General features: G+C 33.3%; 25 protein-coding genes and 2 tRNA genes. 14 read left to right on the forward strand and 13 right to left on the reverse strand.

Annotated features, from left to right (window positions below; all coding sequences use genetic code 11):
• Positions 1-12: 12 nt before the first annotated feature.
• Positions 13-708, reverse strand: a complete 696-nt coding sequence (locus tag CLU81_RS08655; RefSeq protein WP_099709450.1) for an OmpA family protein — start codon at positions 706-708, stop codon at positions 13-15.
• 17 nt (positions 709-725) lie between these two features.
• A complete protein-coding gene (locus tag CLU81_RS08660) occupies positions 726-1229 on the reverse strand; it encodes a lipocalin family protein (RefSeq protein ID WP_099712710.1) in 504 nt (167 codons plus the stop codon).
• Between the two features lie 205 nt (positions 1230-1434).
• Here CLU81_RS08660 and htpG point away from each other — a divergent pair, with 205 nt between their 5' ends.
• The 5 genes from htpG to CLU81_RS08685 all read left to right on the forward strand — a co-directional run bounded on the left by htpG (position 1435) and on the right by CLU81_RS08685 (position 8084).
• Positions 1435-3318: a molecular chaperone HtpG gene (gene htpG, locus CLU81_RS08665; protein ID WP_099709451.1), complete on the forward strand. Its 1884-nt coding sequence runs from the start codon at positions 1435-1437 to the stop codon at positions 3316-3318.
• A 197-nt stretch (positions 3319-3515) separates the two neighbouring features.
• On the forward strand, positions 3516-4781 hold the full coding sequence (locus CLU81_RS08670) for a patatin-like phospholipase family protein (protein ID WP_099709452.1): 1266 nt from the start codon (positions 3516-3518) through the stop codon (positions 4779-4781).
• 140 nt (positions 4782-4921) lie between these two features.
• Entirely contained in the window at positions 4922-5758 is an 837-nt protein-coding gene (locus CLU81_RS08675; protein ID WP_099709453.1) for a hypothetical protein, read from the forward strand.
• A gap of 133 nt (positions 5759-5891) precedes the next feature.
• Positions 5892-6608 carry a DUF4369 domain-containing protein gene (locus tag CLU81_RS08680; protein ID WP_099709454.1) on the forward strand — a complete coding sequence of 239 codons (717 nt, stop codon included), beginning with the start codon at positions 5892-5894 and terminating at the stop codon, positions 6606-6608.
• 216 nt (positions 6609-6824) lie between these two features.
• Positions 6825-8084 (forward strand): hydroxymethylglutaryl-CoA reductase, encoded by a 1260-nt coding sequence (locus CLU81_RS08685; protein WP_099709455.1) that lies wholly within the window; start codon positions 6825-6827, stop codon positions 8082-8084.
• 158 nt (positions 8085-8242) lie between these two features.
• Here the strand turns inward: CLU81_RS08685 and CLU81_RS08690 are convergent, their stop codons facing one another.
• The 8 genes from CLU81_RS08690 to idi form a co-directional block, all read right to left on the reverse strand.
• Positions 8243-8701, reverse strand: a complete 459-nt coding sequence (locus CLU81_RS08690) for a hypothetical protein (RefSeq protein ID WP_099709456.1) — start codon at positions 8699-8701, stop codon at positions 8243-8245.
• A 403-nt stretch (positions 8702-9104) separates the two neighbouring features.
• Positions 9105-9178: transfer RNA gene (locus tag CLU81_RS08695), tRNA-Thr, on the reverse strand.
• Positions 9179-9282: 104 nt separating this feature from the next.
• Positions 9283-9356 (reverse strand) — tRNA-Thr (locus tag CLU81_RS08700).
• 78 nt (positions 9357-9434) lie between these two features.
• The gene (locus CLU81_RS08705; RefSeq protein ID WP_026982865.1) at positions 9435-9701 is read right to left on the reverse strand and encodes a hypothetical protein; all 267 of its coding nucleotides are present in this window, start codon (positions 9699-9701) and stop codon (positions 9435-9437) included.
• 57 nt (positions 9702-9758) lie between these two features.
• Positions 9759-10727: a type I phosphomannose isomerase catalytic subunit gene (locus CLU81_RS08710; protein WP_099709457.1), complete on the reverse strand. Its 969-nt coding sequence runs from the start codon at positions 10725-10727 to the stop codon at positions 9759-9761.
• Positions 10728-10770: 43 nt separating this feature from the next.
• Positions 10771-11229 carry a peroxiredoxin gene (locus CLU81_RS08715; protein WP_099709458.1) on the reverse strand — a complete coding sequence of 153 codons (459 nt, stop codon included), beginning with the start codon at positions 11227-11229 and terminating at the stop codon, positions 10771-10773.
• Between the two features lie 3 nt (positions 11230-11232).
• Positions 11233-11643 (reverse strand): 6-carboxytetrahydropterin synthase, encoded by a 411-nt coding sequence (locus CLU81_RS08720; protein WP_065450939.1) that lies wholly within the window; start codon positions 11641-11643, stop codon positions 11233-11235.
• Between the two features lie 23 nt (positions 11644-11666).
• Entirely contained in the window at positions 11667-12194 is a 528-nt protein-coding gene (gene idi, locus CLU81_RS08725) for an isopentenyl-diphosphate Delta-isomerase (protein WP_099709459.1), read from the reverse strand.
• A gap of 296 nt (positions 12195-12490) precedes the next feature.
• Here idi and msrB point away from each other — a divergent pair, with 296 nt between their 5' ends.
• From msrB to CLU81_RS08750, 5 genes are all read left to right on the forward strand, one after another.
• Positions 12491-13045, forward strand: coding sequence for a peptide-methionine (R)-S-oxide reductase MsrB (gene msrB, locus CLU81_RS08730; protein WP_099709460.1), 555 nt, complete (start codon positions 12491-12493; stop codon positions 13043-13045).
• 7 nt (positions 13046-13052) lie between these two features.
• The gene (gene msrA, locus CLU81_RS08735; protein ID WP_099709461.1) at positions 13053-13661 is read left to right on the forward strand and encodes a peptide-methionine (S)-S-oxide reductase MsrA; all 609 of its coding nucleotides are present in this window, start codon (positions 13053-13055) and stop codon (positions 13659-13661) included.
• Between the two features lie 224 nt (positions 13662-13885).
• On the forward strand, positions 13886-15301 hold the full coding sequence (locus CLU81_RS08740; protein ID WP_099709462.1) for an aminopeptidase P N-terminal domain-containing protein: 1416 nt from the start codon (positions 13886-13888) through the stop codon (positions 15299-15301).
• Between the two features lie 136 nt (positions 15302-15437).
• Positions 15438-16397: a quinone oxidoreductase gene (locus CLU81_RS08745; protein ID WP_099709463.1), complete on the forward strand. Its 960-nt coding sequence runs from the start codon at positions 15438-15440 to the stop codon at positions 16395-16397.
• Positions 16398-16487: 90 nt separating this feature from the next.
• Positions 16488-17039, forward strand: a complete 552-nt coding sequence (locus CLU81_RS08750; protein ID WP_099709464.1) for a hypothetical protein — start codon at positions 16488-16490, stop codon at positions 17037-17039.
• Between the two features lie 76 nt (positions 17040-17115).
• On the opposite strand, the gene CLU81_RS08755 is transcribed toward CLU81_RS08750, so the two are convergent.
• Both CLU81_RS08755 and CLU81_RS08760 read right to left on the reverse strand, forming a co-directional pair.
• On the reverse strand, positions 17116-18210 hold the full coding sequence (locus tag CLU81_RS08755) for a hypothetical protein (RefSeq protein ID WP_233209683.1): 1095 nt from the start codon (positions 18208-18210) through the stop codon (positions 17116-17118).
• Between the two features lie 6 nt (positions 18211-18216).
• Positions 18217-19776 carry an NAD(P)/FAD-dependent oxidoreductase gene (locus CLU81_RS08760; RefSeq protein ID WP_099709465.1) on the reverse strand — a complete coding sequence of 520 codons (1560 nt, stop codon included), beginning with the start codon at positions 19774-19776 and terminating at the stop codon, positions 18217-18219.
• A 454-nt stretch (positions 19777-20230) separates the two neighbouring features.
• Here CLU81_RS08760 and CLU81_RS08765 point away from each other — a divergent pair, with 454 nt between their 5' ends.
• Entirely contained in the window at positions 20231-20470 is a 240-nt protein-coding gene (locus tag CLU81_RS08765; RefSeq protein WP_099709466.1) for a hypothetical protein, read from the forward strand.
• 101 nt (positions 20471-20571) lie between these two features.
• Here CLU81_RS08765 and recQ read toward each other — a convergent pair whose 3' ends face one another.
• Positions 20572-22767 (reverse strand): DNA helicase RecQ, encoded by a 2196-nt coding sequence (recQ, locus tag CLU81_RS08770; protein ID WP_099709467.1) that lies wholly within the window; start codon positions 22765-22767, stop codon positions 20572-20574.
• Between the two features lie 87 nt (positions 22768-22854).
• Between recQ and CLU81_RS08775 the strand changes: the two genes are divergently transcribed.
• Genes CLU81_RS08775 through CLU81_RS08785 form a run of 3 tightly spaced genes read left to right on the forward strand, consistent with a single transcriptional unit; the run spans position 22855 to position 24981 of the window.
• Positions 22855-23820 carry an SIS domain-containing protein gene (locus CLU81_RS08775; protein ID WP_199174559.1) on the forward strand — a complete coding sequence of 322 codons (966 nt, stop codon included), beginning with the start codon at positions 22855-22857 and terminating at the stop codon, positions 23818-23820.
• A complete protein-coding gene (tatC, locus tag CLU81_RS08780) occupies positions 23820-24635 on the forward strand; it encodes a twin-arginine translocase subunit TatC (RefSeq protein ID WP_099709468.1) in 816 nt (271 codons plus the stop codon). The genes CLU81_RS08775 and tatC overlap by 1 nt, the downstream gene beginning before the upstream one ends.
• Positions 24628-24981, forward strand: coding sequence for a carboxymuconolactone decarboxylase family protein (locus tag CLU81_RS08785; RefSeq protein WP_089055264.1), 354 nt, complete (start codon positions 24628-24630; stop codon positions 24979-24981). Before tatC ends, CLU81_RS08785 begins: the two co-directional genes overlap by 8 nt.
• Positions 24982-25035: the final 54 nt, after the last annotated feature.

The following is a 25035-nucleotide window of genomic DNA, read 5'->3' on the forward strand; positions in this document are numbered from 1 at the left end:
TGCGTCAGAAACTTATTTTCCGGCTTGAGCTTTTGCATCATTTACCATTTTGTCATTTGCAGTAATTGAGAACTCTACACGACGGTTTTGTGCTCTTCCTTCAGGAGAATCATTTGTTGCAATTGGATCAGCGATTCCTAAACCAGAAGTTTTGAAACGGCTTGATTTTAATCCTTTTGAAACTAAATAAGCTTGCACAGATGCAGCTCTTTGTCCTGAAAGTGTTAAGTTATATTCTGGTTTTCCTGTATTATCAGTATAACCAAAAATTTGAATATCTGTATCTCCGTACTCTGTAAATACAGGAATCAATTTATCTAAGTTAGCTTTTGCCTGAGATGTCAAAGTCGATTTGTTAGTATCAAAACGAACAGAGTTTTCATTCAAAGTTAAGTGAATTCCTTCTCCAACTCTCTCAACATCAGCACCTGGTAAAGCCTGATCAATTTCACGGGCTTGTTTATCCATTTTGTTTCCAATAAGTGCTCCGGTTCCACCACCTACGGCAGCACCAATTGCAGCACCTAAAGCAGCATTACCTCCGTGACCTAAATTATTTCCTAAAATACCACCAATAATACCACCGGCAACTACTCCAATTCCAGCACCTTTTTGTGTGTTATTTGCATTTTTTACTGAATCACAACTTGTAAAAAAGCTTGCTAATACAAATAAACTACTTAGGCTTAAAACGGTTATCTTTCTCATATTTTTATTTTTTTATATTAATTAGCTCTTTGAAATTGGTAAGTTACATCCTTAACTTGTCCGCCAACATTGATATTATCGATCAATTGGAACGAGTTATCAGTTAATCCGGCTACTTTAAGTAAATATCCTGATTTAACATTTTTTGATTTTAATCCCGGATCTACAATCTTAAGTACAAAAAGTCCCTGATTGTTGATACTCCAAACGATTGGAGAAGTAAAAGCTGTACAACTTGGCGCATTTAGAGCCATAGTACCTTTATTATTGTTCGAAATAAAGTTCCATGTACTTCCAATAAAACATTTAGAATCTGCAAGATCAAACGAGTTTACTTTAATATAGTCTGAACCTGGATAAGATACATTTGTAAGTACCCAATTTCCTTTAAGTGCTACTTGAGTAGGTCTGTCAAGTTTAGTTGATAGTGTAGGCGCTTCTGTTGAAGCTGTTGTAGACGAAGCTGATTTGCACGCGAAAAACATCGTGGCGATCAAGCAAATGAAAATAACTTTCTTCATTTTGTACATTTTTTTTAAGTTAATACTGACACGTTTAACAATTATTATACCACAAAGATACAATTCATAGGAATATCTTGAGTTCCAAAATCTAATTATTTTCTTTCAAAATTAACACTTACGCCATTTTGTCACCCAAAAAACAATTGGTATTCTATTTGAAGAAATGAGAATCATCACATTAAACTAAAAAATAAAAATAAATATGACAACAGGTAAAATTAATGTTTCGGTAGAAAACATCTTTCCCTTAATCAAAAAGTTCTTGTACAGCGATCACGAAATCTTTTTACGTGAGCTGGTTTCGAACGGAACAGACGCTACTTTAAAATTAAAACACCTAATTAGTATTGGCGAAGCTAAAGTAGAATACGGAAATCCTGTAATCGAAATCAAAGTTGATAAGGAAGGAAAGAAAATCCACATCATTGACCAAGGTTTAGGAATGACAGCTGATGAAGTTGAAAAATACATCAATCAGGTTGCTTTTTCAGGAGCTGAAGAATTTCTTGACAAATACAAAGATTCTGCAAAAGATTCTGGAATTATTGGTCATTTTGGTCTTGGTTTTTATTCTGCATTTATGGTTGCAGAGAAAGTAGAAATCATTACAAAATCATACAAAGACGAACCTGCAGCACACTGGACATGTGACGGAAGCCCTGAGTTTACTTTAGAACCGGCTGACAAAACTTCACGTGGTACAGAAATCATCTTACATATCGCTGAGGATTCTCTTGAGTTTTTAGAAGATTCTAAAATCAGCGGATTATTGAATAAGTATAACAAGTTTATGCCTATTCCAATTAAATTTGGATCAAGAACAGAAACACTTCCAAAACCGGAAGATGCTCCTGAAGATTATATCAACGAAACAGTTGAAGTTGATAATATCATCAACAATCCAAATCCAGCATGGACAAAACAACCAAGCGAATTATCTGAGGAAGATTATAAAAACTTCTACAGAGAATTGTATCCAATGCAATTTGAAGATCCGTTATTCAACATTCATTTGAATGTAGATTATCCTTTTAACTTAACCGGAATTTTATATTTCCCTAAGTTAGGTTCGGATATGCAAATTCAAAAAGATAAAATTCAATTGTACCAAAACCAAGTTTACGTTACTGATAATGTAGAAGGAATTGTACCTGAGTTTTTGACAATGTTAAAAGGTGTTATCGATTCACCGGATATTCCATTAAACGTTTCTCGTTCTGGTTTACAAGCAGATGGTGCGGTTAAGAAAATCTCTAACTATATCACTCGTAAAGTAGCTGATAAACTAAAAGCTTTATTCAACGAAAACCGTGCTGATTTTGAAGCAAAATGGAACGATATTAAAATCGTTTTAGAATACGGAATGCTTTCTGAAGATAAATTCTACGAAAAAGCAGGTGCGTTTGTCTTATATCCAACAGTTGATGATAAATATTTTACTCTTGAAGAATTAAAAGAGAATTTAAAAGAAAATCAAACTGATAAAGACGGAAAATTAGTTATTCTTTATGCTGGAAACAAAGATGCTCAGCACTCTTATATTGAAACAGCAAAAGAAAAAGGATACGAAGTTTTACTATTGGATTCTCCAATTATTTCGCATTTGATTCAAAAAATTGAAGGAGATAATAAAGACGTAACTTTTGTTCGTGTTGATTCTGATCATATTGATAATTTAATCAAAAAAGACGAAAACACAATTTCTAAATTATCTGACGAAGAAAAAGAAACACTTAAAACTTCATTAGAAGCTTATATTCCAAAAGCATATTCTGTACAATTGGAAGCTATGGACAGCCAAGCTGCTCCATTCATTATCACGCAACCAGAATTTATGCGTAGAATGAAAGAAATGAGTCAGTCTGGTGGTGGCGGAATGTTCGGAATGGGTAATATGCCGGAAATGTACAATTTGGTTGTAAACACAAATTCTGATTTAGCAACAAGTATCTTGAATACTGAAGACAAAACACATCAGGAACATTTGGTAAAACAAGCTTTAGACTTAGCTAAATTATCGCAAAACCTATTAAAAGGAGAAGCTTTGACTGCTTTTGTAAAAAGAAGTTTCGAAATGATTAAATAAGATTTTACAAAAATCTATCCCGAAAACCTGCAAGTTATACTTGCAGGTTTTTTTTACATCCTATTTTAAAACACTAAATGCCAATCAATTACAATTAAAAAAGGGTGTTTGTCCCCTTTCCCGAGAAGAATGAATTCTATAATTTTATTATCCCTTAAACACAACTCACTGAAAGTCAATATTTAATCCTAGAAATCATGGATAAAAGAAAATTTACTGAAAACGGAGAAGTCTTAACCATTCTAAAAGAATTAAAGGAAGAAATAAAGAATAAAAAATTCTCAGATATTACAGACAATAATAATTGCCAATATGTAGATCTCGTGCAAGAAGGCGGTGGTGTATTAGGCATTGCTCTCGTTGGCTATGTTTATGTTCTTGAACAAGTAGGAATTCGTTTTCTAAGTCTCGCCGGAACTTCAGCCGGAAGTATTAATACGATGCTAATGGCCGCAGCAGGAACTTGCGATATTCAGAAATCAGAATGGATATTAGATTGTCTCTGTAATAAAAACCTGTATGATTTTGTAGATGGTGATCATGATGCACGCGAATTTATTGATGCATTATTAAGCGATTCCAGTAATCTGAAATTAATTTTAAAAGGAAGTCAAGTCGTTGATAATTTCAAAGACGATCTTGGATTAAATCCCGGTAAAAATTTCCATCAATGGATGTCTAATCTTCTTTCACAAAAAGGAATAAAAAATTATGCCGATCTTAAAGCTTTAAGATTAAAAGGAGTTTCGGACGACAATCAATTATTTAGAATAAATCAGGTAAAGCAAGGCGACAAAGAAATCTACAACCGACCTGATCATTGGTGCGAAATGGCAATAATTGCAGCAGACATTACAACAGAGAGCAAAATTGTATTCCCAAAAATGATTGATTTATTTTATTCGAATCCGGATGTTCAGAATCCTGCAGATTTCGTTCGGGCTTCGATGTCGATTCCGCTTTTCTTTACACCTTTTAAAATTCAAAATATTCCCGGAGGAGTTGAAGCATGGAACAAATGGAATGAAGCAACCTGCTTGAGAACCTCAGTTCCATCTGAAGTTATGTTTATGGATGGAGGTATAATTTCGAATTTCCCAATTGATATTTTTCATGAAAACCTAACAGTTCCAGCCTCTCCTACTTTTGGAATTAAATTGGGATACGATAAAAATGAAATTAATAAAAACGAAAAAATAACCAATGTTGTTAGCTCTATGTTTGACACTGCAAGGTATGGTTACGACTCTGAATTTTTAAGAAAGAATCCGGATTTTAAAAACCTCATTGGATATATTGATACCGGAAGCCACAATTGGTTAAACTTCAATTTGACCGAAGATGCAAAAATTGACCTCTTTATACGCGGAGCCCAAAAAGCAGCAGAATTTTTAACGAAATTTGATTGGGAAAAATATAAAGAAATCAGAAGAGCCAAAAGCGAATATTACAAAACTGTTTAAAAAATGAATCTGCTATAAAACATTATTACATAAAATAACGTTTATAAAATCCTATAAGTCCCACTTATAGGATTTTTTTATTGCAATTTATTTTTTATTACATTTGAATCCCATTTATCTAACTCAAACAAAAAAACAATATGAAAAATACGAAAAAAACGATCCTTTTATTTCTAGCAGTTTGTACCACAGCGCTAACTTATGTTTCATGTTCTAACAATGACAGTATTGTTCAGCAAATGGATGTAACTTCAGTTGGAGCCTCTATAGCGATTGACGCCGTAAACGAAATGGACATCAACACAGGATTACTTATAACAACACCAACTGCTTCGACCGGAAAACCAACCGAAACTCCTCCAGCAGGAATTTGCGGTACACTCACAGTATCTCCAACAACAGACACTTACCCAAAAGTATTTACTTTAGATTTTGGAACTGCAGGTTGCACAACTGACCAACTTACAAGAAAAGGAAAATTACAAATCACTGTTTCCGGACCTGTAACCTCAACGGGAAGCAAAATGACCATCGAAAGAATTGGCTACTCTATCAATGGATTAAAAGTAGAAGGAACTATTGAATACACAAACACGACAACGACTCCAACTGTACCACAATGGACTAGAAAAGTGACAAATGGAAAATTAACTGATACACAAGGAAAAACCTTTACAAGTTCAGGCACATGCACAGTAAAACAAACTGCAGGTGTTGATACTCCTTTTTTATTAAGTGATAATGTATATGAAATGACTGACGGAACTCACACCGTAACGTCTGATAAAGGAGGAACATTAACCTTGACAGTTCTGGAAACATTGGTAAAAAAATATTCTTGTACTTTTATTTCTAAAGGAAAATTGAAAGTTCAGGGTGGAGCCTTAAACGGAGTTGTTGATTACGGAAACAATGATTGTGACGGTAAATACACTTATACTCACGAAAACGGAAAGATTTTCAATTTAGTAATGTAAAAGAATTTTCTTCCATAAATAATAAGAATCCCAATCTATTTTCAGATTGGGATTTATTTTTTAGCAAAATTTAACAACTACATCTATACATTCAAACTATTTTCTTTATTTTGCAGCCAAATCTAAAAAACCAATGAAAAAATCAATTATTGCCTTTTTTACTCTCGCTGTATTAGCATCTTGTAGCAAAAAAGAATCTACAGACAACTTACATATTACCGGAAATATAAAAGGATTAAAAAAAGGAACTTTATATATTCAAAGAATTGTTGATACTTCTCTTGTTGCTATTGACAGTATCAAAATTGACGGAAATTCAACTTTTGAAAGAGATATAAAATTAGAATCTCCTGAAATGTTGTATTTATTCCTGGATCGCGGAGTAACCAATTCATTAGACAATAACATTTTATTTTTTGCAGAACCAGGAAACATCAATATTGATACTAATCTGGATAATTTTATTTATAGCGCTAAAATCACCGGATCTAAAAATCAGGAATTGTATGAGCAATATCAAAAAATAAATTCTCGTTTTATTGGGGAGAATCTTTCTTTGGTTGAACCAAGATTTAAAGCCTTAAAAAGAAAAGATCAAAAAGCAATTGATAGTATTGACGCAAAACAATCTTCAAATATCAGAAGAAAATATCTATACGCTACAAACTTTGCTATTAACAACAAAGATCACGAAATCGCACCTTATATTGCATTAGCAGAGATTTATGATATCAATATCAAATTCCTTGATACGATTCAAAAATCAATGACTCCAAAAGTTGCGCAATCACTTTACGGAAAAAAGTTAACCAAATATGTTGCTGAGATTAAAAAGCAACAGCAAAAATAGATTTTTGAAGTTATAACAAGACATCAACTGATCTTTTTTACAATACTCTTAATCCTGTTTTTTTATTAAAACAGGATTTTTTTATGTCCTTTTTTTTAGTATATTTTTTAAATTCTTAAATATCTGATAATAAGATAATTATATAAAAATAGTTCGGAATTTTCATTCAATTATTTTTCATTTGGAGTAACTTAGCTCATCCTAAATAAAAAAATTATGAAAAATCCACCTAGTATTATTAGTCGTGCAAAGTTTGATTTTATTAATTCATCTGTAATCGAAAAACTTGAATCTTACAATTCAAAACTTAGCCCAGAATTAGAGACAATTCCTAAACTCGATCCTTATTCTTTAAACGGTCAAAAATTGCGTTTAGATTTTATTCGAAAACAATTAAGTACAAATGTCGATTACTTATCCGGAGAAAAAGTATTCAAAGACAACGAAAGTTTAAAAGGGAATATTGAAAATTATATTGGCATGACGCAAATTCCTACTGGAATTATCGGTCCAATAGTAATTAATGGCACACATGCACAAGGAGCATTTTATGTTCCACTTGCAACCACCGAAGGCACATTATTGGCATCATACAACAGAGGCGCAAAAGCTTGTAGAGAATCTGGTGCAATTACCACAATTACATTACAAGAAGGAGTACAAAGAACACCAACCTTTAAATTTAAAAATTTAATTGATCTTGGAAAATTTGTAACATTTGTATTAGACCATAAAGAAATATTTAGCTCATTAACCCGAGAATCCAGTAATTATGCCATCTTAAATGATGTGGGAATAAACATAGAAGGAAATATTCTGATTTTAAGATTTGAATATACCTCTGGAGATGCATCAGGTCAAAACATGGTTACGATATGTACAGACAGAATCTGTAAATATATCCTTGAAAACTGCCCAACGAAACCTGTTTTTTGGACTATTGAAGGAAATACATCCGGAGATAAAAAATCAACATCATTGTCCACAAGAGTACGCGGAAAGAAAATAACTTCTGAAATCACACTAAAAAGAAACGTTATCGAATCTGTACTAAAAACAACTCCTGAACTCTTACAGCAACAATGGAAAATAACAACTTCGGGCGCCATAAAATGTGGTAGTAATGGCACAGGAATGCATCCCGCTAATGCGCTTGCAGCACTTTTCATAGCATGCGGTCAGGATGTCGCTTGCACCGGAGAAGCTTCTACAGCTTTAACAAGAATGGAAATAGACGAAAATGGAGATTTATATTGCGCAATCACAATGCCTAATATAATTGTTGGCACAGTTGGCGGCGGAACTTCTTTTCCAACACAAAAAGAGTGTTTACAATTAATTGACTGTTATGGTCCTGGTAAAAGCACTAAACTTGCCGAAATTGCTATTAATGTTTGTTTAGCTGGTGAAATCTCAATTTTGGCTGCTATGTCGTGCGGGCAATTTACGGCCGCACATCAAAAATTTGGACGATAAAAACATCTCAACCCTATTGAAATATCAAATCGAAACGAATCCCTTTTATAGTATCACAATGCACTTTATACTAAAAGCCAAAATCATATTTATACAAAAGGAGACTATCTTTTAAAACAGCCTCCTTTTGTTATATAAATACTTATTAGAAATCTAATTTATCCTCTCAATACAGCGCCCAGAATTCCAAATACAAATATAAGCCCATACAATACTAAGATAGCTACCGTCAAAATACCAATAAATTTATAGTGTGATTTTAGATATCCAAAAGAATTCGTCAATGCTTCTGAATCATTATCTCTAAAAGCTCTTTTAGCATTTACCGCAAACTTATTAAGATAATAAACCGGGAAAAAATAAATTGCTGCGATAAAAACATATACAAATGCCATTATTATCCCAAAAGAACCTCCCATTCCTCCCATTCCAGGCATAGTACTTCCCATTGCCGAAAAAATACTTCCTGCAAAAACAGCAAATATTAGCATAAGTCCAATTCCAACAAAGCCTAAAATTGATAAAAAGTTGGCCCATTTTGCGGTTTCTTTCAAAAAGTCTTTTGCAGTTTCGTTTAGCTGCAATTCAAATTTTTCAAATACAGAAGTTTCTTCCATGTTTATTATTATTTTTTTTGGTTAAGCAACAAACATAAGAAAAATATTATCGTATTCTCTGGATCAATACAAAAACCTGTGGAGTTATAAAAACTAAGAATGAATTTAACCGCAAAGTACGCTAAGATTCTTATCTAATAGTAGGTGTAAAAAACACAAAGTTCGCAAAGCTTTGTGTTGATACAGCTTTGCGAACTTTGTGTTTTTATAAAATCCGATATGTATAAAAAACTTTGCAAACTTTGCGGTTAAAATAATTAGTCAATACAAAATACTTTAAATTTCTCAACATGCTTTTGTATTGATCTGTATTCTCTTTTAAATTTCAATAAGTTAAAACGTAGTTTTTAGTTCGGTTTAGATCAAAAAAAAACCACCACTAAAAAGTGATGGTTTTCCGTTGAGCCGGCGGAGGGACTCGAACCCACGACCTGCTGATTACAAATCAGCTGCTCTAGCCAACTGAGCTACGCTGGCGACTCATTACGGGTGCAAATATAAAATGGATTTTTGTAATTTCCAAAATAAATTTACTGCTTATTTTATTAAAAAACCACCACTAAAAAGTGATGGTTTTGTTGAGCCGGCGGAGGGACTCGAACCCACGACCTGCTGATTACAAATCAGCTGCTCTAGCCAACTGAGCTACGCTGGCGACTCATTACGGGTGCAAATATAAAGCGGTTTTTCGTTTTACCAAAATAAATTTGCACTTTTTTATACTTTTTTTTGCTTACAATTCGTTGATTTTAGCAATCAATTGATTAGCAGTTTCTTCCAATTCAACATTGATTTGTTTGAAGTGTGCTTTTTTGTTTTCAACGTTCTTAGCATTCACTTTAGTGATCAAAGTATCAAAAGCTGCAATAGCCTGATCGATCAAAGCATTCGTTTCCGGAGTAGGATTTCCTGTAGTAGACATTTCAAATAAGTAAATTGCCTCAATAATATCTCCTAATACGAAGTTGATGTCTTTCTTTAAATTTTTAACGTTTGCCATTTTTATTTTTATTTTAATTTGCGACTGCAAAAGTACACATAATCTTTTTATTAAGCGCTATGAAATGTAAATTTCTAAAATTGAAGCATTTCCAGTTAAGAAAAATGCATTTATCTCAGCAGGAACTAAAACGGTATCTCCTTTTTGATACACTTCTTTAAAACCATCATATTCGATTTCAAAACTTCCTTCGATACACATATAAACGGTAAAAATCGCTCCGGATTTAGAAACCGTTATTTTATCTTGCAACGGAATAAAATTCGTGGTAAAATAAGGACAATCAACAACTACATTTGAAGTATCTGCTTTTGTCTCGTATTTTTTTTGTGTATCAACCTTATTATAGTTTATAGCATCAAGTGCTAAATCTACATGAAGTTCTCTTTTATTTCCGTTAGCATCGACGCGATCAAAATCATATAAACGATATGTAATATCCGAAGTTTGCTGAATTTCGGCAACCACAAGTCCGGCGCCAATAGCATGAACGGTTCCGGTTTCTAAAAAGAAAACATCACCAACTTTTGCTTTTACATCATCAAGAATAGAAACCAATGTATTATTGTGTAAATGTTCTAAATATTCTTCTTTACTTGAATCTTCTTTAAAACCAACAATAATTCTTGCATCAGTATCAGCTTGCAGAACGTACCACATTTCGGTTTTACCAAAAGAATTGTGACGTTCTTTTGCTAATTTATCATTTGGATGAACTTGTATCGAAAGATCTTCACGAGCATCCAGATATTTAAAAAGTAACGGAAACTGTTTTCCAAAACGCTTATAAACTTCTGTTCCCAGAATTTCGCTTGGCGTTTCATCAATAAGATCCATTAATGATTTTCCTTTCAAAGTTCCATTAGCAATAACACTTACATCGCCTTCTACGGTAGACAATTCCCAGCTTTCGCCAGTAATTTTAGAAACAATTGGTTTATTAAGAACTGTTTTTAGTTTTTCTCCTCCCCAAATTCTTTCTTTCAGAATTGGTTCAAATTGCAATGGATATAATTTCGGCTTCATGAATATATTTATTTGGCTAATATTATTAGTTAAACACTGAGTTTTACGATACTAATTCTTTAATAGTCTCAAGTGCTTTTGGGATGTGTTTTGCAGCATTCATACTATCAAAAATCAAAATAACAACGCCATTTCGATCAATAACATATGTCACTCTTCCTGGCACAAGGCCAAATAAAGTATCACGAACGCCAAAAAGGTGTCGTAATCTTTTATCCTGATCTGATAACAGTATAAAAGGCAATTGATGTTTTTTGGCAAATTTTTGATGTGATTTTATACTATCACTGCTTATACCAATAACCTCAGCTCCCAAGTCTTTGAAATCTTCGTATTGATCTCTAAAACTACAAGCTTCGGTAGTACAACCAGGCGTATTATCTTTTGGGTAAAAATAAATCACGAGTGGTTTCCGCCCCAAAACACTTTGGCTTTCAAAAACTTCACCATGACTATCTTTTGCAGTAAAATTCGGAACTATATCTCCTATTTTTAATGACATTTATTATTCTCCTTTATAAGTTACAAAATTGCGGTCCGTTTCATTCAAAACGATTTCTAAGTCAAAATCGGGCTGAATTCTTTTTCTAATTTTATTCCATATCACAACTGCAATATTTTCTGCAGTTGGATTCAAATCCTGAAATTCCGGAACATCCAGATTCAGATTTTTGTGATCAAACGGTATTTCTACTTCTTCGAGTATAATATCCGCTAATACTTTCACATCTAAAACAAAACCAGTTTCTGGGTCAATTTTTCCTGTAACACTTACTGTTAAACCATAATTATGACCATGAAAATTAGGATTGTTACATTTTCCAAAAACAGCATTATTTTTTTCAAATGTCCAGTCTTTTCTATGCAATCGATGTGCAGCATTAAAATGTGCTTTTCTTGATATGGTTACTTTCATTTAGGCTTTTGGTTGTTATGGTTTTATATTTTATGGTCTTCTAAATAATGATAAAATTCATCAAAAATTATTTTGAACCAAACGGTATAAATCTCGGGCTGTTTTTCAATATCACTTTTTACATCTTCAATCTTCATCCATTTCCAGGCTTCGACTTCTTCGAAGTTTATATCCGGATTCTCATTATAATATCCAATCATAACATGATCTAATTCATGTTCTGTAAGACCATTATCAAAAGGAGCTTTATAAATAAAATGAAACAGTTCTTTCAATTCTGTTTTAAAACCCATTTCTTCAAACAATCGTCTGCTTCCTGCTTCAATATTCGTTTCGCCTTCACGCTGATGACTACAGCAAGTATTTGTCCAGAGTAAAGGTGAGTGGTATTTTTGATGAGCACGCTGCTGTAGCATAATCTCGTTTTTACTATTTAAAATAAAAACCGAAAAAGCGCGATGTAATAGTGCTTTTTCATGTGCTTCTAATTTTGGCATTAAGCCAATTTGCTCATCATTTTGATTAACTAGTATTACGTTTTCTTCTATCATTAGGGCGTTTTGTACAAACAAAAATACGAAAAAAGAAATGGCTTGAAAATCTTAGAAAAGATTGTGAAAAGTTTAACGAGCATTGCATTTTATACAAAACTGATTTACAAATATTTACAACTACTCTCCTTCTTAAAAACCTTTAAAAATAAGACATAAAAACTACAACATGTTATTTTTCGTAAATAATAAAAAGTTAAAACATACTTAAATAAATCTGAATTATAAAGTACACGACATTTCGAGGTAAAATCTCGTCGTATCTTTGAAATACAGAATTAAAGCACACAAAAACAATGAAAACAAAAACTCAAATCTTTAGCCTTTGCTTTTTAATTCCGCTTTTTATTTTACAAGCATGTGGACAAAGCGCAAAAAAACAAAATACAAAAACAGTGGTCATGGAAAACAAAATCTCTAAACCCGGAAATCCTTATTATTCGAATACAGATACCACGAAACTAAATGTGAGTAATGCGGAATGGAAAAAAGTACTTCCCGATGATATTTACGCCGTAATGCGTGAAGCAGATACCGAAAGACCTTTTACAGGAAAATATTGGAAAACTGACGAAAAAGGAACTTATTATTGCGCTTCCTGCGGAAATTTACTTTTTAGATCCGGCGCCAAGTTTGCAAGCAGCTGCGGATGGCCAAGTTTTTTTGAACAAGACAACAAAAAAAGTGTGGTTTACAAAAACGATAATTCTCTGGGAATGGAAAGAATCGAAGCGCTTTGTGGTCGTTGTGGCGGACATTTAGGACATTTATTCGATGACGGACCTGCCCCAACCGGAAAACGTTATTGCATGAATTCGATTGCATTAGATTTTATTCCTGATAACAAATAACAAAGACATGAAAAATACAATATTGATTTGCCTTTTTGCCTTATCCTTAAACGGATTTGCGCAAAATAAAAAAGCCTCAAACCTAGAAACGATTACCCTTGGCGGAGGATGTTATTGGTGCGTAGAAGCTGTTTATGAAAATCTTGACGGAGTAAAATCTGTGGTTTCAGGATTTTCAGGAGGAAAAGTAGCTAACCCAAGTTATGAAGAAGTTTGCACGGGAACAACCGGTCATGCCGAAGTCGTACAAATTACCTTTGATAAAAACGTAACCGATATAAATGAAATATTTAAAGTTTTCTTCACCGTTCACGATCCAACGACTTTAAACCGACAAGGTGCAGATGTTGGAACTCAATATCGTTCCGTGATCTTTTATAAAAATGAAGAACAAAAAAAGGCAGCGCAAAGCATTATCGCAGATCTTAACAAAGCAAAAGTTTACGATAGTCCGATTGTGACAAAAATAGAACCTTTTAAAGCTTTCTATAAAGCCGAAGATTATCATCAGAATTATTATGCGAATAATAAAAATCAGCCGTATTGCAAAATGGTAATTCAGCCCAAAATCGAAAAATTCGAAAAGGTCTTTAAAGACAAATTAAAAAAGAAATAAAAATACTTTATCTGGTTAATAATAGTTGCCGTCCATTTTTATGGACGGTTTTTTTTATGCTCTTTTTTGCCACAAATTGCACTAATTTACACGAATTATATTTTTACGTTGATAACATAAAAATTAGAGAAATTCGCGGCAAACTTTTTACACAAAAATCAATTCATTTTTTTTTGTAATTTGCAACAACAAATCAATCAAGAACCAAAACTAAAAACCATCAAATGAAACGATTATTTCTATTATTTGTTTTCTTAATTACTGTTAATCAAATTCATTCACAAGAAAACCTGCCAACAGATTATCTTTCAAAAGAATTCCACAAAGGCCGCAGAGAAGCTTTCAGAAATCTTATGCCAGCCAATTCTGTCGCGATTATTTTTTCTTATCCCGAAAGAGTTTTTTCAAAAGATATTAATTATAATTTCCATCAAAATCCTGATTTGTATTACTTGACAGGATACAAAGAGCCCGATGCTGTTTTATTAATTTTCAAAGAAAATCAAGGAACAGATCAAACCTATAATGAAGTTTTTTTTATAAGAGAAAAAAATGCCGGAAAAGAAATGTGGACAGGAAGACGACTTGGCGTTGAAGGCGTGAAATCTCAATTGGGAATTTCTACCGTTTACAACGGAAAAGATTTTAAGGATTTCGCAATTGATTTTAAAAAATTCGATAAAATAATTTATGACAATATCCCTGTTGATATTAGAAATAACACATCAGGTTTTGACCTTTTTGGATTACTGCAAACCTTCAAAACCAAAGCAGAAATCACAAAAGAAGATCCTATTTCTCTAGAGCTTTTCAAATCAATTACATCTACGCTTAGAGAAATCAAAACCCCTGAGGAAATGGAATTAATGCGTAAAACCGTTAAACTTTCCTGTATTGCACACAACGAAGTAATGAAAGCCGTTGGACCAAATATGAGCGAAAATGAAGCTGACGGAATTCACGCCTATATTCACCGCAGATATGGTGCCGAAGGCGAAGGTTATCCGCCAATTGTTGGTGCTGGAGCAAACGGATGTATTCTACATTATGGAGAAAACAACAGCACAAAAATGGACAACCAATTACTACTAATGGATGTTGGATCTGAATACCACGGTTATTCCGCCGATGTTACCAGAACAATTCCTGCAAACGGAAAATTCACTGAAGAACAAAAAGCCATTTATCAATTAGTTTACGATGCTCAGGAAGCCGTTTTTAAAATCTGCAAAGAAGGAACACCTCTTATAGACTTGAATAATACTGCAAAAGACGTTCTCGCAAATGGTTTAATAAAATTAGGAATCATCACAGATCCAAAAGATGTAAAACTTTATTATCCGCACAGTTGTTCTCATTTTCTCGGTTTAGATGTTCATGATAAAGGAAATTATAGCGGTCCAAAAAGCACTCTTAAAGAAAATATGATTATCACTGTTGAACCTGGAATTTATATTCCGGCAAATAGCAAATGCGATAAAAAATGGTGGAATATTGGTGTTCGTATCGAAGATGATATTGCAATCAAAAAAGATTCATATGAAAATTTATCTGCTGAATCTCCAAGAAAATGGCAAGATGTTGAGAAACTTGCCGCTCAAAAAAGCACATTAAACGAAATGAAATTACCTAAAATATAATTTGTTTTAGCTTCATAACTAAAAACAATTCAAAACCTCGCCATATTTAAGCGAGGTTTTTTTATGCAGTTTTAAGAAAAGCTTTCAAAACTTAAACTGATTTTTACCGTACTTTGTATTCTTAAACACATTAAAAATGAAAGCACTTACCTTCTCCTCTTTCGGAGATTCTGATGTTTTGGAATATATTGAAATTCCGAATCCGCAATTAAAAAAAGATGAAATTCTTGTCGAAATGAAAGCCATCGGATTAAATTTTGCCGATGTTTACAGACGAAAAGGAAACTATCATTTAAAAGGAAATCCTCCTTTTATTGCAGGTTACGAAGGTGCCGGAATTATTGTTGATGCTAATAATCATCCGGAATATAAAATTGGAGATCGCGTGGCTTTCGCCGATGTTCCTTTTGCAAACGCTGAATTTGTTGCCGTTAATACAAATCATGCCCTCCCTTTGCCCGAAGCTATTTCTTTTGAAACTGCCGCTTCTATTTTACTGCAAGGTTTAACAGCACATTATTTAGCAACAGACAGCCATAAAACTCAAAAAGGTGAAACCGTTTTAATTCATGCCGTTGCTGGCGGAGTTGGTCAGTTTCTAACACAAATCAGCAAACTTCTCGGAGCGACTGTTATTGGTTTAACCTCTTCTTCAGACAAAGCAAAAGTTGCACTTGAACAAGGCGCAGATCATGTTTTTCTATATAATGAAGATTGGAAATCAGATATTTTTAAAACGATTCCAAAAGGTGTCGATGTAGTTTACGACAGCATCGGAAGCACATTAACAGAAAGTTTTGAAGTCACAAAAGAATGCGGACAAGTTGTTTTCTTCGGAATGGCAGGCGGCGATCCTGAACCTGTAAATCCAAGAATGTTAATGGACACTTCAAAAACATTAACTGGAGGAGATTTATGGAGTTATTTGAACTCAAAAGAAGAAAGAATCAAAAGGGCCAATCAATTATTCTCTTGGATTATCGAAGGAAAAATTACACTTTCAACACCAACATCTTTCAAATTATCCGAAGGAAAACTAGCACACGATTATCTTGAAAGCCGAAAAAGTACAGGAAAAATAATCATGATTCCTTAGATTTGAAATTAAAATAACAACCTACAAACACGTATGAAAGAAAATTTTATTAAGCACTTCATATCCACTTTATCTCTTCTTTTTCTTCTAATGGTTAGCTATAATAGTTATTCACAGAAAAACAAATGTATTATTTATTTCAAGGATGGTACAACTGTGACAGGTTTAGGCAAGATGAAAGTGAATGGAGATGTCAAATTCAAATTAAATAAAGATACCGAAAGTATAAATTATGCTCAGGTTTTGATTGACAAAATCAAAACCAGTGAATATGTTTTCCTGGATACTTACAAATATGTGATAACAACCGATGGCTTTTCTTCATGGCTAAAAGTTATTATTGAAGGCAATACAACTTTATACCAGAGAGAACCTTCCAATTATTATTATTCTGGTAGCATAACTCCAATTACTAATTACTATGTTTCGCATAAGGGCGACTCAAACATTTTTAAAATAACATCAGAAGGAATTAGTACAAATTTTAAAAAAGCTGCCAGTAATTTCTTTAAAGATTGTCCAATTTTAGTCGAAAAAATAAACTCAAAAGAATTCACCAAAGATGACATTGAAAAAGTTGTAAAATTTTATAATAACAACTGTAGCAATGCAGAATCTGCAACAACATCAATTACTAATTAAATTAAAAACAAAAAACGCTTTTAAAAATGATTCGTGAATTCTTAACGATTATTTTTTATTAAAAAGTCTATCGATTTTACAACTGATTAATCTCGATCTTTGTCAATTCAGATAATTCTAAAATTCGACCAACATCATTTTTATTCGCTACAAAAAACAAATAATTATCTCCGTGCGTATCGTAAGTCATTAATTCGAGATCACGTTTCTCTAAAGCCGATTGTATATAAGGAAACAAATCATGGCTATAGGTTTCTTCCGGATATTCGAAGTTAAGATCTTCACCTATCATTTCCGATATAAAGGCTTCCGCATCTTCAGGATCAAATTTCCAGTCGCTGTTCCAGGCATCGATAATTTCAAAAAAAGCCCAATGACCTTGCACTATTTCATGATATTCTGTATGACCTTTTTTAAAATTCTTTAAAAGTTTTTTCGACTGCTTTTGAACCAACTTATCATCTACATTTCCTCTGGAAACCAATTTTATAAATTCCTCAAAAGTTTCCTGGGTAATCTCAACATCTTCCGGTAATAAATTTTCTTGAGAAGGAAGCTCAATACTTTCCGGTAATTCTATTTCTAAGTATTGACAAATTCCCTGTAATACTCTTTCAAATTCTTTAAAGCCTATCTTCTGAGTATCGTTTTTCGGATCATTTATATCAATGTATTCCGCATCCAATATTCCTTTTGTATAATCCAGAAAATAACTATTGTTATAAATCATTCTAAAATCATTTGTCTCTAAACTATTCGTACAGCAAAAGAAAATGATAAAATTATGCAAAACATGTTTAAGATACTTTTTTGTTTCTGGAGTTGGCTCCGTATAAAACTGAATATGAATATAATCGAATTCTAATTCTGCCTGAATATCTTCTTCAGAAACAGCTCCAATATTGAGCTTTTTATAGATTTCGTTTAAGACTTCATAAGCATTTTTAAAACCTGCTTTCTTAATTTCGCTTTGAGCTTCTTCATTATTAAATGAATTTGGAAACGAATACAAATTCACCGAAACAGTATCATAAATACCTTTCAGTTTAATCTCTAATCTATTTTCTCCATTATATAAAGAAGTATAAACAGAGTCAATAACATCAAAAGAAACGATTGATTTAGGATCGTTATTTCTACCAAAGAAATTAGAAAAGAAGTCTTTTATCAAAATATACTATTTTAAAGTTTCAGCAATCATCAAAGCACATTTTTCACCATCGATTGCTGCCGAAATAATTCCTCCTGCATAACCTGCTCCTTCTCCACAAGGATACAAACCTTTTATTTGCAAATGCTCATAAGTAATTGGATCTCTTGGAATACGAACCGGAGACGAAGTTCTGCTTTCAGGAGCGTGCAAAATTGCTTCATTGGTCAAATAACCACGCATAGATTTTCCGAATTCTTTAAATCCTTCGCGTAATATTTGCGATAAGAAACCAGGAAAAACCTGTCCCATTTCTACAGAAGTAGTTCCCGGAACATAAGAGGTTTTAGGAATATCTGCCGAAACTTTATTTTGGGTAAAATCAACCATTCGTTGCGCCGGAACTTTTTGAGTTTCTCCAGCCAAATGCCACGCTTTTTGTTCAATGCTTTTTTGGAATTCCATTCCTGCCAAAGCACCAAATTTTGCAAAAGGTTTAAAATCTTCCAATTTCAACTCGATTACAATTCCTGAATTTGCCGTAACCTGATCACGTTTAGATGGTGACCAACCGTTTGTAACAACTTCGCCTGGACTTGTAGCACAAGGCGCAATTACACCACCCGGACACATACAGAATGAATACATTCCGCGACCGTTTACTTGCTTAACGATTGAATATGGCGCCGGTGGCAAATGTTCGCCACGATAATCACAGCTATATTGAATACTATCTATTAATTGTTGCGAATGTTCTGCGCGAACTCCTAAAGCAAAAGGTTTCGCTTCGATAAATATTTTCTTTTTATCCAGTAATTCAAAAATATCACGCGCCGAATGTCCAGTTGCTAAAATCAATTTATTAGCTAGAATTTTATCTCCGGTTTGCGTTACAATTCCTTCGACTTCATTATTCTTTACCAGAATATCAGTTACTTTAGTATCAAACAAAACCTGACCACCAAATTCGATAATTTTGTTTCGAATATCTTCAATGATTTTCGGCAATTTATTTGTTCCAATATGCGGATGCGCTTCTACCAAAATATCTTCAGAAGCTCCAAAAGCAACTAAAAGTTCAAGAATTCTGGTTACATCTCCACGCTTTTTAGAACGCGTATATAATTTTCCATCCGAATAAGTTCCTGCTCCGCCTTCGCCAAAGCAGTAATTAGAATCTTCGTTAACCAAATGATCAACATTGATTGCTTTAAGATCACGTCGTCTTCCACGAACATCTTTTCCACGTTCGATTACTATTGGCTTTAAGCCTAATTCGATTAATTGCAAAGCAGCAAAAAGTCCAGCCGGACCTGCACCGACAACAATCACTTCTTGTGCCGCTGAAACGTCCTTATATATAGGTAGCTCAATTTTTGTTTCCTGAAACGGTTCTCCCTGCAGATAAATAATAACTTTCAGATTGATTTTTATCGCTTTTTGACGCGCATCAATTGATCGTTTTAAAATAGAAACATGCTGAATTTCCTTAGCAGAAACTTTTATCTGTTTAGACAAATAGTCTTTAAGTAATAATTCGTTTGCAGCAATTTCTGGAGTTACCTGAAGTAAAAGTTCTCTTGGCATTTTATTTTATTTATTCAATTAGCTTTTCTATCTATGAAAAGAACATGCAAAAGTACTATTTTGATCTGACTTTATATAATTAACCGCAAAGTGCGCTAAGTTTTTTTAAGGTATGGTTTTACAAAAACGCAAAGTTCGCAAAACTTTGTGTTGATATAGCTTTGCGAACTTTGCGTTTTCTATTCGCAAAGAAAAATTAAATCTTAGCATACTTTGCGTTTAATTACGCAGCAACTTTTCTCTTCTTTGTAAAATCTTTAATATTTATTTTAAACCACAGATTACTTAGATTAAAAAGATTTCTGTTGCGAACAGGTTAGACGCACTGCAGTGCGCCTCTACAGAAAAAAAACTCAGTCCCGAAGCTTCGGGATAGCATCTCAGAACCTCACAACCTTTTTTCAAAAAAGACTTTGTACCTTTGTCACTCTGAACCTATGTACCTCTAAAAAAAATGTCTAGAAAAATAAAATTGATTTGGGATTTTCGTGGTCCGGCTTCGGCAAAAACAGCCGAACATCATGAAATTCATCTAAAAGAATATATCGCAATAGAAAAACTTCCGCTGAATATTACGGGTTTTAAAATCATAAACGAAATGCAAGCTATTGCTTTTATGGTTGTAACCGATGAAAATATGATTCAAGTACGAGATGCTTTGAAACCGCATCGAGGAGAAATATATGAGGAATAAATTCCAATAAAAAAATTCCAAATTCCAATTGCTTATATAGCCTGGAATTTGGAATTTATATTTTACTGTTTTGTTTTTTGTTTTTGTTTCGGAATTTATTTTTAATTCGCTACTTCACTAATAAATTTAATTCGCATTAAGCGTAATTCATCAATATCATAATCACCATCGAATTCTTTAAGCGCGTCTTCGATTTTATCGGATTCTGATTCCATGAAATAATCGTGAATTTCTTCTTGTTGATCGTCGTCAAGCATATCATCAACCCAATATTTGATATTCAGTTTTGTACCCGAATAAACGATTTGCTCCATTTCTTTGATTAAAGCATCCATAGATAACCCTTTTGCAGAAGCAATATCGTTCAATGATAATTTTCGATCTATATTTTGAATGATATATAATTTATTGGCAGAATTTACTCCTGTAGATTTCACCACAAGATCGTCTGGACGGATAATATCATTATCTTCTACATAACGACTGATTAAGGCAACAAATTCTCCACCATATTTCTTTGCTTTACCTTCTCCAACACCGTGAATATTGTATAACTCAGTTAAAGTCATTGGATATTTCAGTGCCATATCTTCAAGCGAAGGATCCTGAAAAACAACAAACGGAGGAACTCCCAGTTTTTTGGCCACTTTTTTACGAAGTTCGCGCAACATTCCCATTAAAACTTCATCGGCAGTACCTGATGATTTTGATGCTGTTACGATTGCTTCATCTTCAGTTTCATTGTATTCATGGTCTTCAGACATCATAAATGATTCTGGCTTTTTAATGAAATTCAAACCTTCTTTGGTGATTTTCACTACTCCATAAGTCTCAATATCTTTAGACAAATAACCTGCAACTAAAACTTGTCGAAGTAATGCCATCCAATATTTTTCGTCATGATCTGAACCTGATCCAAAAAAGGATTGCGTATCCGTTTTATGTGCTTTAATTACTGCGTTTACACGACCAATTAATGTAAATACAATTTCTTTTGATTTATAAATATGTTTGGTATCGCGAACGATTTCCAACAATTTAACGACTTGTTCTTTGGCTTCAATTCTCGTTTTAGGATTGCGAACGTTGTCGTCCATATCTGCACCTTCGCCAGTTTCGCTATCGAATTCTTCCCCAAAATAGTGCAATAAGAATTTTCTACGCGACATTGAGGTTTCGGCGTAAGCCACAACTTCCTGCAATAAAGCAAAACCAATTTCCTGTTCAGCAACTGGTTTTCCGGACATAAATTTCTCTAACTTTTCTACATCTTTATAAGAGTAGTAAGCCAAGCAATGTCCTTCGCCTCCATCACGTCCCGCACGACCAGTTTCCTGATAATAACTTTCGAGTGATTTCGGAATATCATGATGAATTACAAAACGAACGTCTGGTTTGTCGATTCCCATTCCGAAAGCAATTGTTGCTACAACCACATCTACATCTTCCATCAGGAACATATCCTGATGTTTTGCACGAGTTTTAGCATCTAAACCTGCATGATAAGGAACAGCACTGATTCCGTTAACTTGTAAAACTTCGGCAATCGATTCTACTTTTTTACGGCTTAAGCAGTAAATAATTCCCGATTTGCCTTTATGTTGTTTGATAAATCGGATGATATCCGACTCAATATTTTTAGTTTTTGTGCGAACTTCGTAGTATAAGTTCGGTCTGTTGAATGATGCTTTAAAAGTATTTGCATCAGACATATCAAGGTTTTTCAGAATATCTTCCTGAACTTTTGGGGTCGCAGTTGCGGTAAGTCCAATAATTGGCACTTTACCTAATTGTTTAATTATATTTTTCAGATTTCGGTATTCAGGCCTAAAATCATGACCCCATTCTGAAATACAATGTGCTTCATCAATCGCTACAAATGAAATTGGCACGCTTTGCAAAAAAGCCACATATTCTTCTTTTGTCAAAGATTCCGGTGCGACATACAAAAGTTTAGTTAAACCAGAAGTGATGTCTTTTTTTACTTGCGCAATTTCTGTTTTGGTAAGAGAGGAATTTAGCACATGCGCAATTCCGTTTTCTGAAGAAAGGCTTCGAATAGCATCAACCTGATTTTTCATCAAAGCAATTAAAGGAGAAACAACGATAGCTGTTCCGTCCTGAATTAAAGCGGGTAATTGATAACAAAGAGACTTTCCACCGCCTGTTGGCATAATTACAAAAGTATTCTTTTTATCTAAAATACTCGTAATGACTTGCTCCTGCAAGCCCTTAAATTGGCTAAAGCCGAAATACTTCTTTAATTCCTTGTGTATTTCAATTTCGTTTGAATTCATTCTTTATATTAATGGATATTTTGTATAAATTTGCAACACATAAAGATACAACTTTCTTTTATACATACAAATTTTAAATATTCTGTTTTGATCACAAAAGAAAATATATTGGCCATCGCCAAGAAAACCATACTCTCTGAAAGTGAAGCGATTACAAAGTTAATTGATTTTTTGGACGAAAATTTTTACGAAGCAACACAACGTATTTACGAAACCAAAGGCCGATTGATCGTTACAGGCATTGGAAAAAGTGCCATTATTGCTCAAAAAATGGTTGCCACTTTTAACTCAACAGGAACACCTTCTATGTTTCTACATGCTTCAGAAGCTATTCATGGAGATTTAGGAATGATTCAAAAAGAGGACATCATTATTTGTATTTCAAAAAGCGGAAATAGTCCTGAAATAAAAGTTTTAGTGCCTTTATTAAAACGTTTTGGCAATATTTTAATTGCGATTACCGGAAATATCACTTCTGCTTTAGCCAAAGGTTCTGACTATGTTTTGAACACAACAGTCGAAATGGAAGCTTGCCCAATAAATTTAGCACCAACAAACAGTACTACAGCGCAACTTGTAATGGGCGACGCACTTGCAGTTTGTTTAATGGAAATGCGTGATTTTAAACCTGAAGATTTTGCAGTTTATCATCCTGGCGGAGCTTTAGGAAAAAAACTATTGCTTCGTGTAAAAGATATGATCGAGCATTCTTTAAAACCTCAAGTTACTCCGGAAACTTCAGTTAAAAAGGTAATCTTTGAAATCTCAGAAAAAAGATTAGGCGTAACAGCCGTTATCGAAAATGATAAAATTATCGGAATTATTACTGACGGAGACATCCGAAGAATGCTAAATGACGTAGATACTATTGCAGATTTAACCGCAAAAGATATTATGTCGAAAAACCCTAAATTTGTATCTTCAGAAACTATGGCGGTTGACGCCTTGAATATTTTGGAAGATTTTTCAATAACACAACTGATTGTCTCTGACAACGGCGAGTACAAAGGAGTATTACATTTACATGACATTTTAAAAGAAGGAATCGTATAATGGCAAAAAAAAACCTTGGCGAGATGTCATTTTTAGACCATCTTGAAGAATTAAGATGGTTACTAGTTAGGAGTACAATTGCAATTTGCATCATGGGATTTTTCACTTATTTTGTAAGTGATTATTTGTTTGATCAAATTATTTTAGGTCCAATAAGACCCTCATTTTTTACTTATCGCTGGTTTTGTGATTTATCACATCAATTAGGATTTGCTGACAGTATTTGTATTACCGAACTGAATTTTATTATTCAGAATACAGAAATGGAAGGTCAGGTAAACATATTCGTATGGATGTGTCTTTTGGCCGGATTCATTTTAAGTTTCCCTTATATTTTATGGGAAATCTGGAAATTTATCAGCCCGGCATTATATGAGAAAGAGCGTAAAAATGCAAAAGTTTTTATCTTCGTTTCTTCTTTACTTTTCTTCTTAGGAGTATTATTTGGTTATTATGTTGTAATACCAATGTCGGTAAATTTCGTTGCCACTTTCTCCGTGAGTGATGTTGTAAAAAATCAATTTACACTTGATTCTTATATGGGAATGGTAAAAACAAGTATTCTTGGAAGTGCTGTATTTTTTGAATTACCAATTGCTATATATTTCCTAACTAAATTAGGATTAGTAACCCCTACTTTCTTAAGAAAATATTGGAAATATGCTGTAGTAATCATCTTGGTTATCGCTGCAATCGTAACTCCTCCAGATGTAGTAAGTCAAACTATTGTTGCAATACCAATGTTGCTTATCTACGAAGTGAGTATTTTGATTTCGAAGGTTGTTTATAGAAATAAAATGAAAGAAAATGTCTGATATCATACAAGAATTTAACGACTATCGTTCTAAAATGAACGAAAAATTATTAGCTGACAATAACAAAATTGTTAAGCGAATTTTTAATCTGGACACCAATGCTTATGCTCCGGGAGCGCTTGATGTAAAGACAAAAGAACTTTTAGGATTAGTAGCTTCGGCAGTTTTACGTTGTGATGATTGTGTAAAATATCACTTAGAAACCAGCCATAAAGAAGGAGTTACCAAAGAAGAAATGATGGAAGCAATGGGAATCGCAACTTTGGTTGGAGGAACAATTGTAATCCCGCATTTAAGAAGAGCTTACGAATTTTGGGAAGCTTTGGAAGAAGCAGAAACTAAATAATTGTTAATAGGTTTATTTGTTGAATCGTTTATTCGTTAATTTGCGACGATTAAA

Origin of the sequence: Flavobacterium sp. 9, from assembly GCF_002754195.1 — a bacterium.
Lineage (GTDB): Bacteria > Bacteroidota > Bacteroidia > Flavobacteriales > Flavobacteriaceae > Flavobacterium.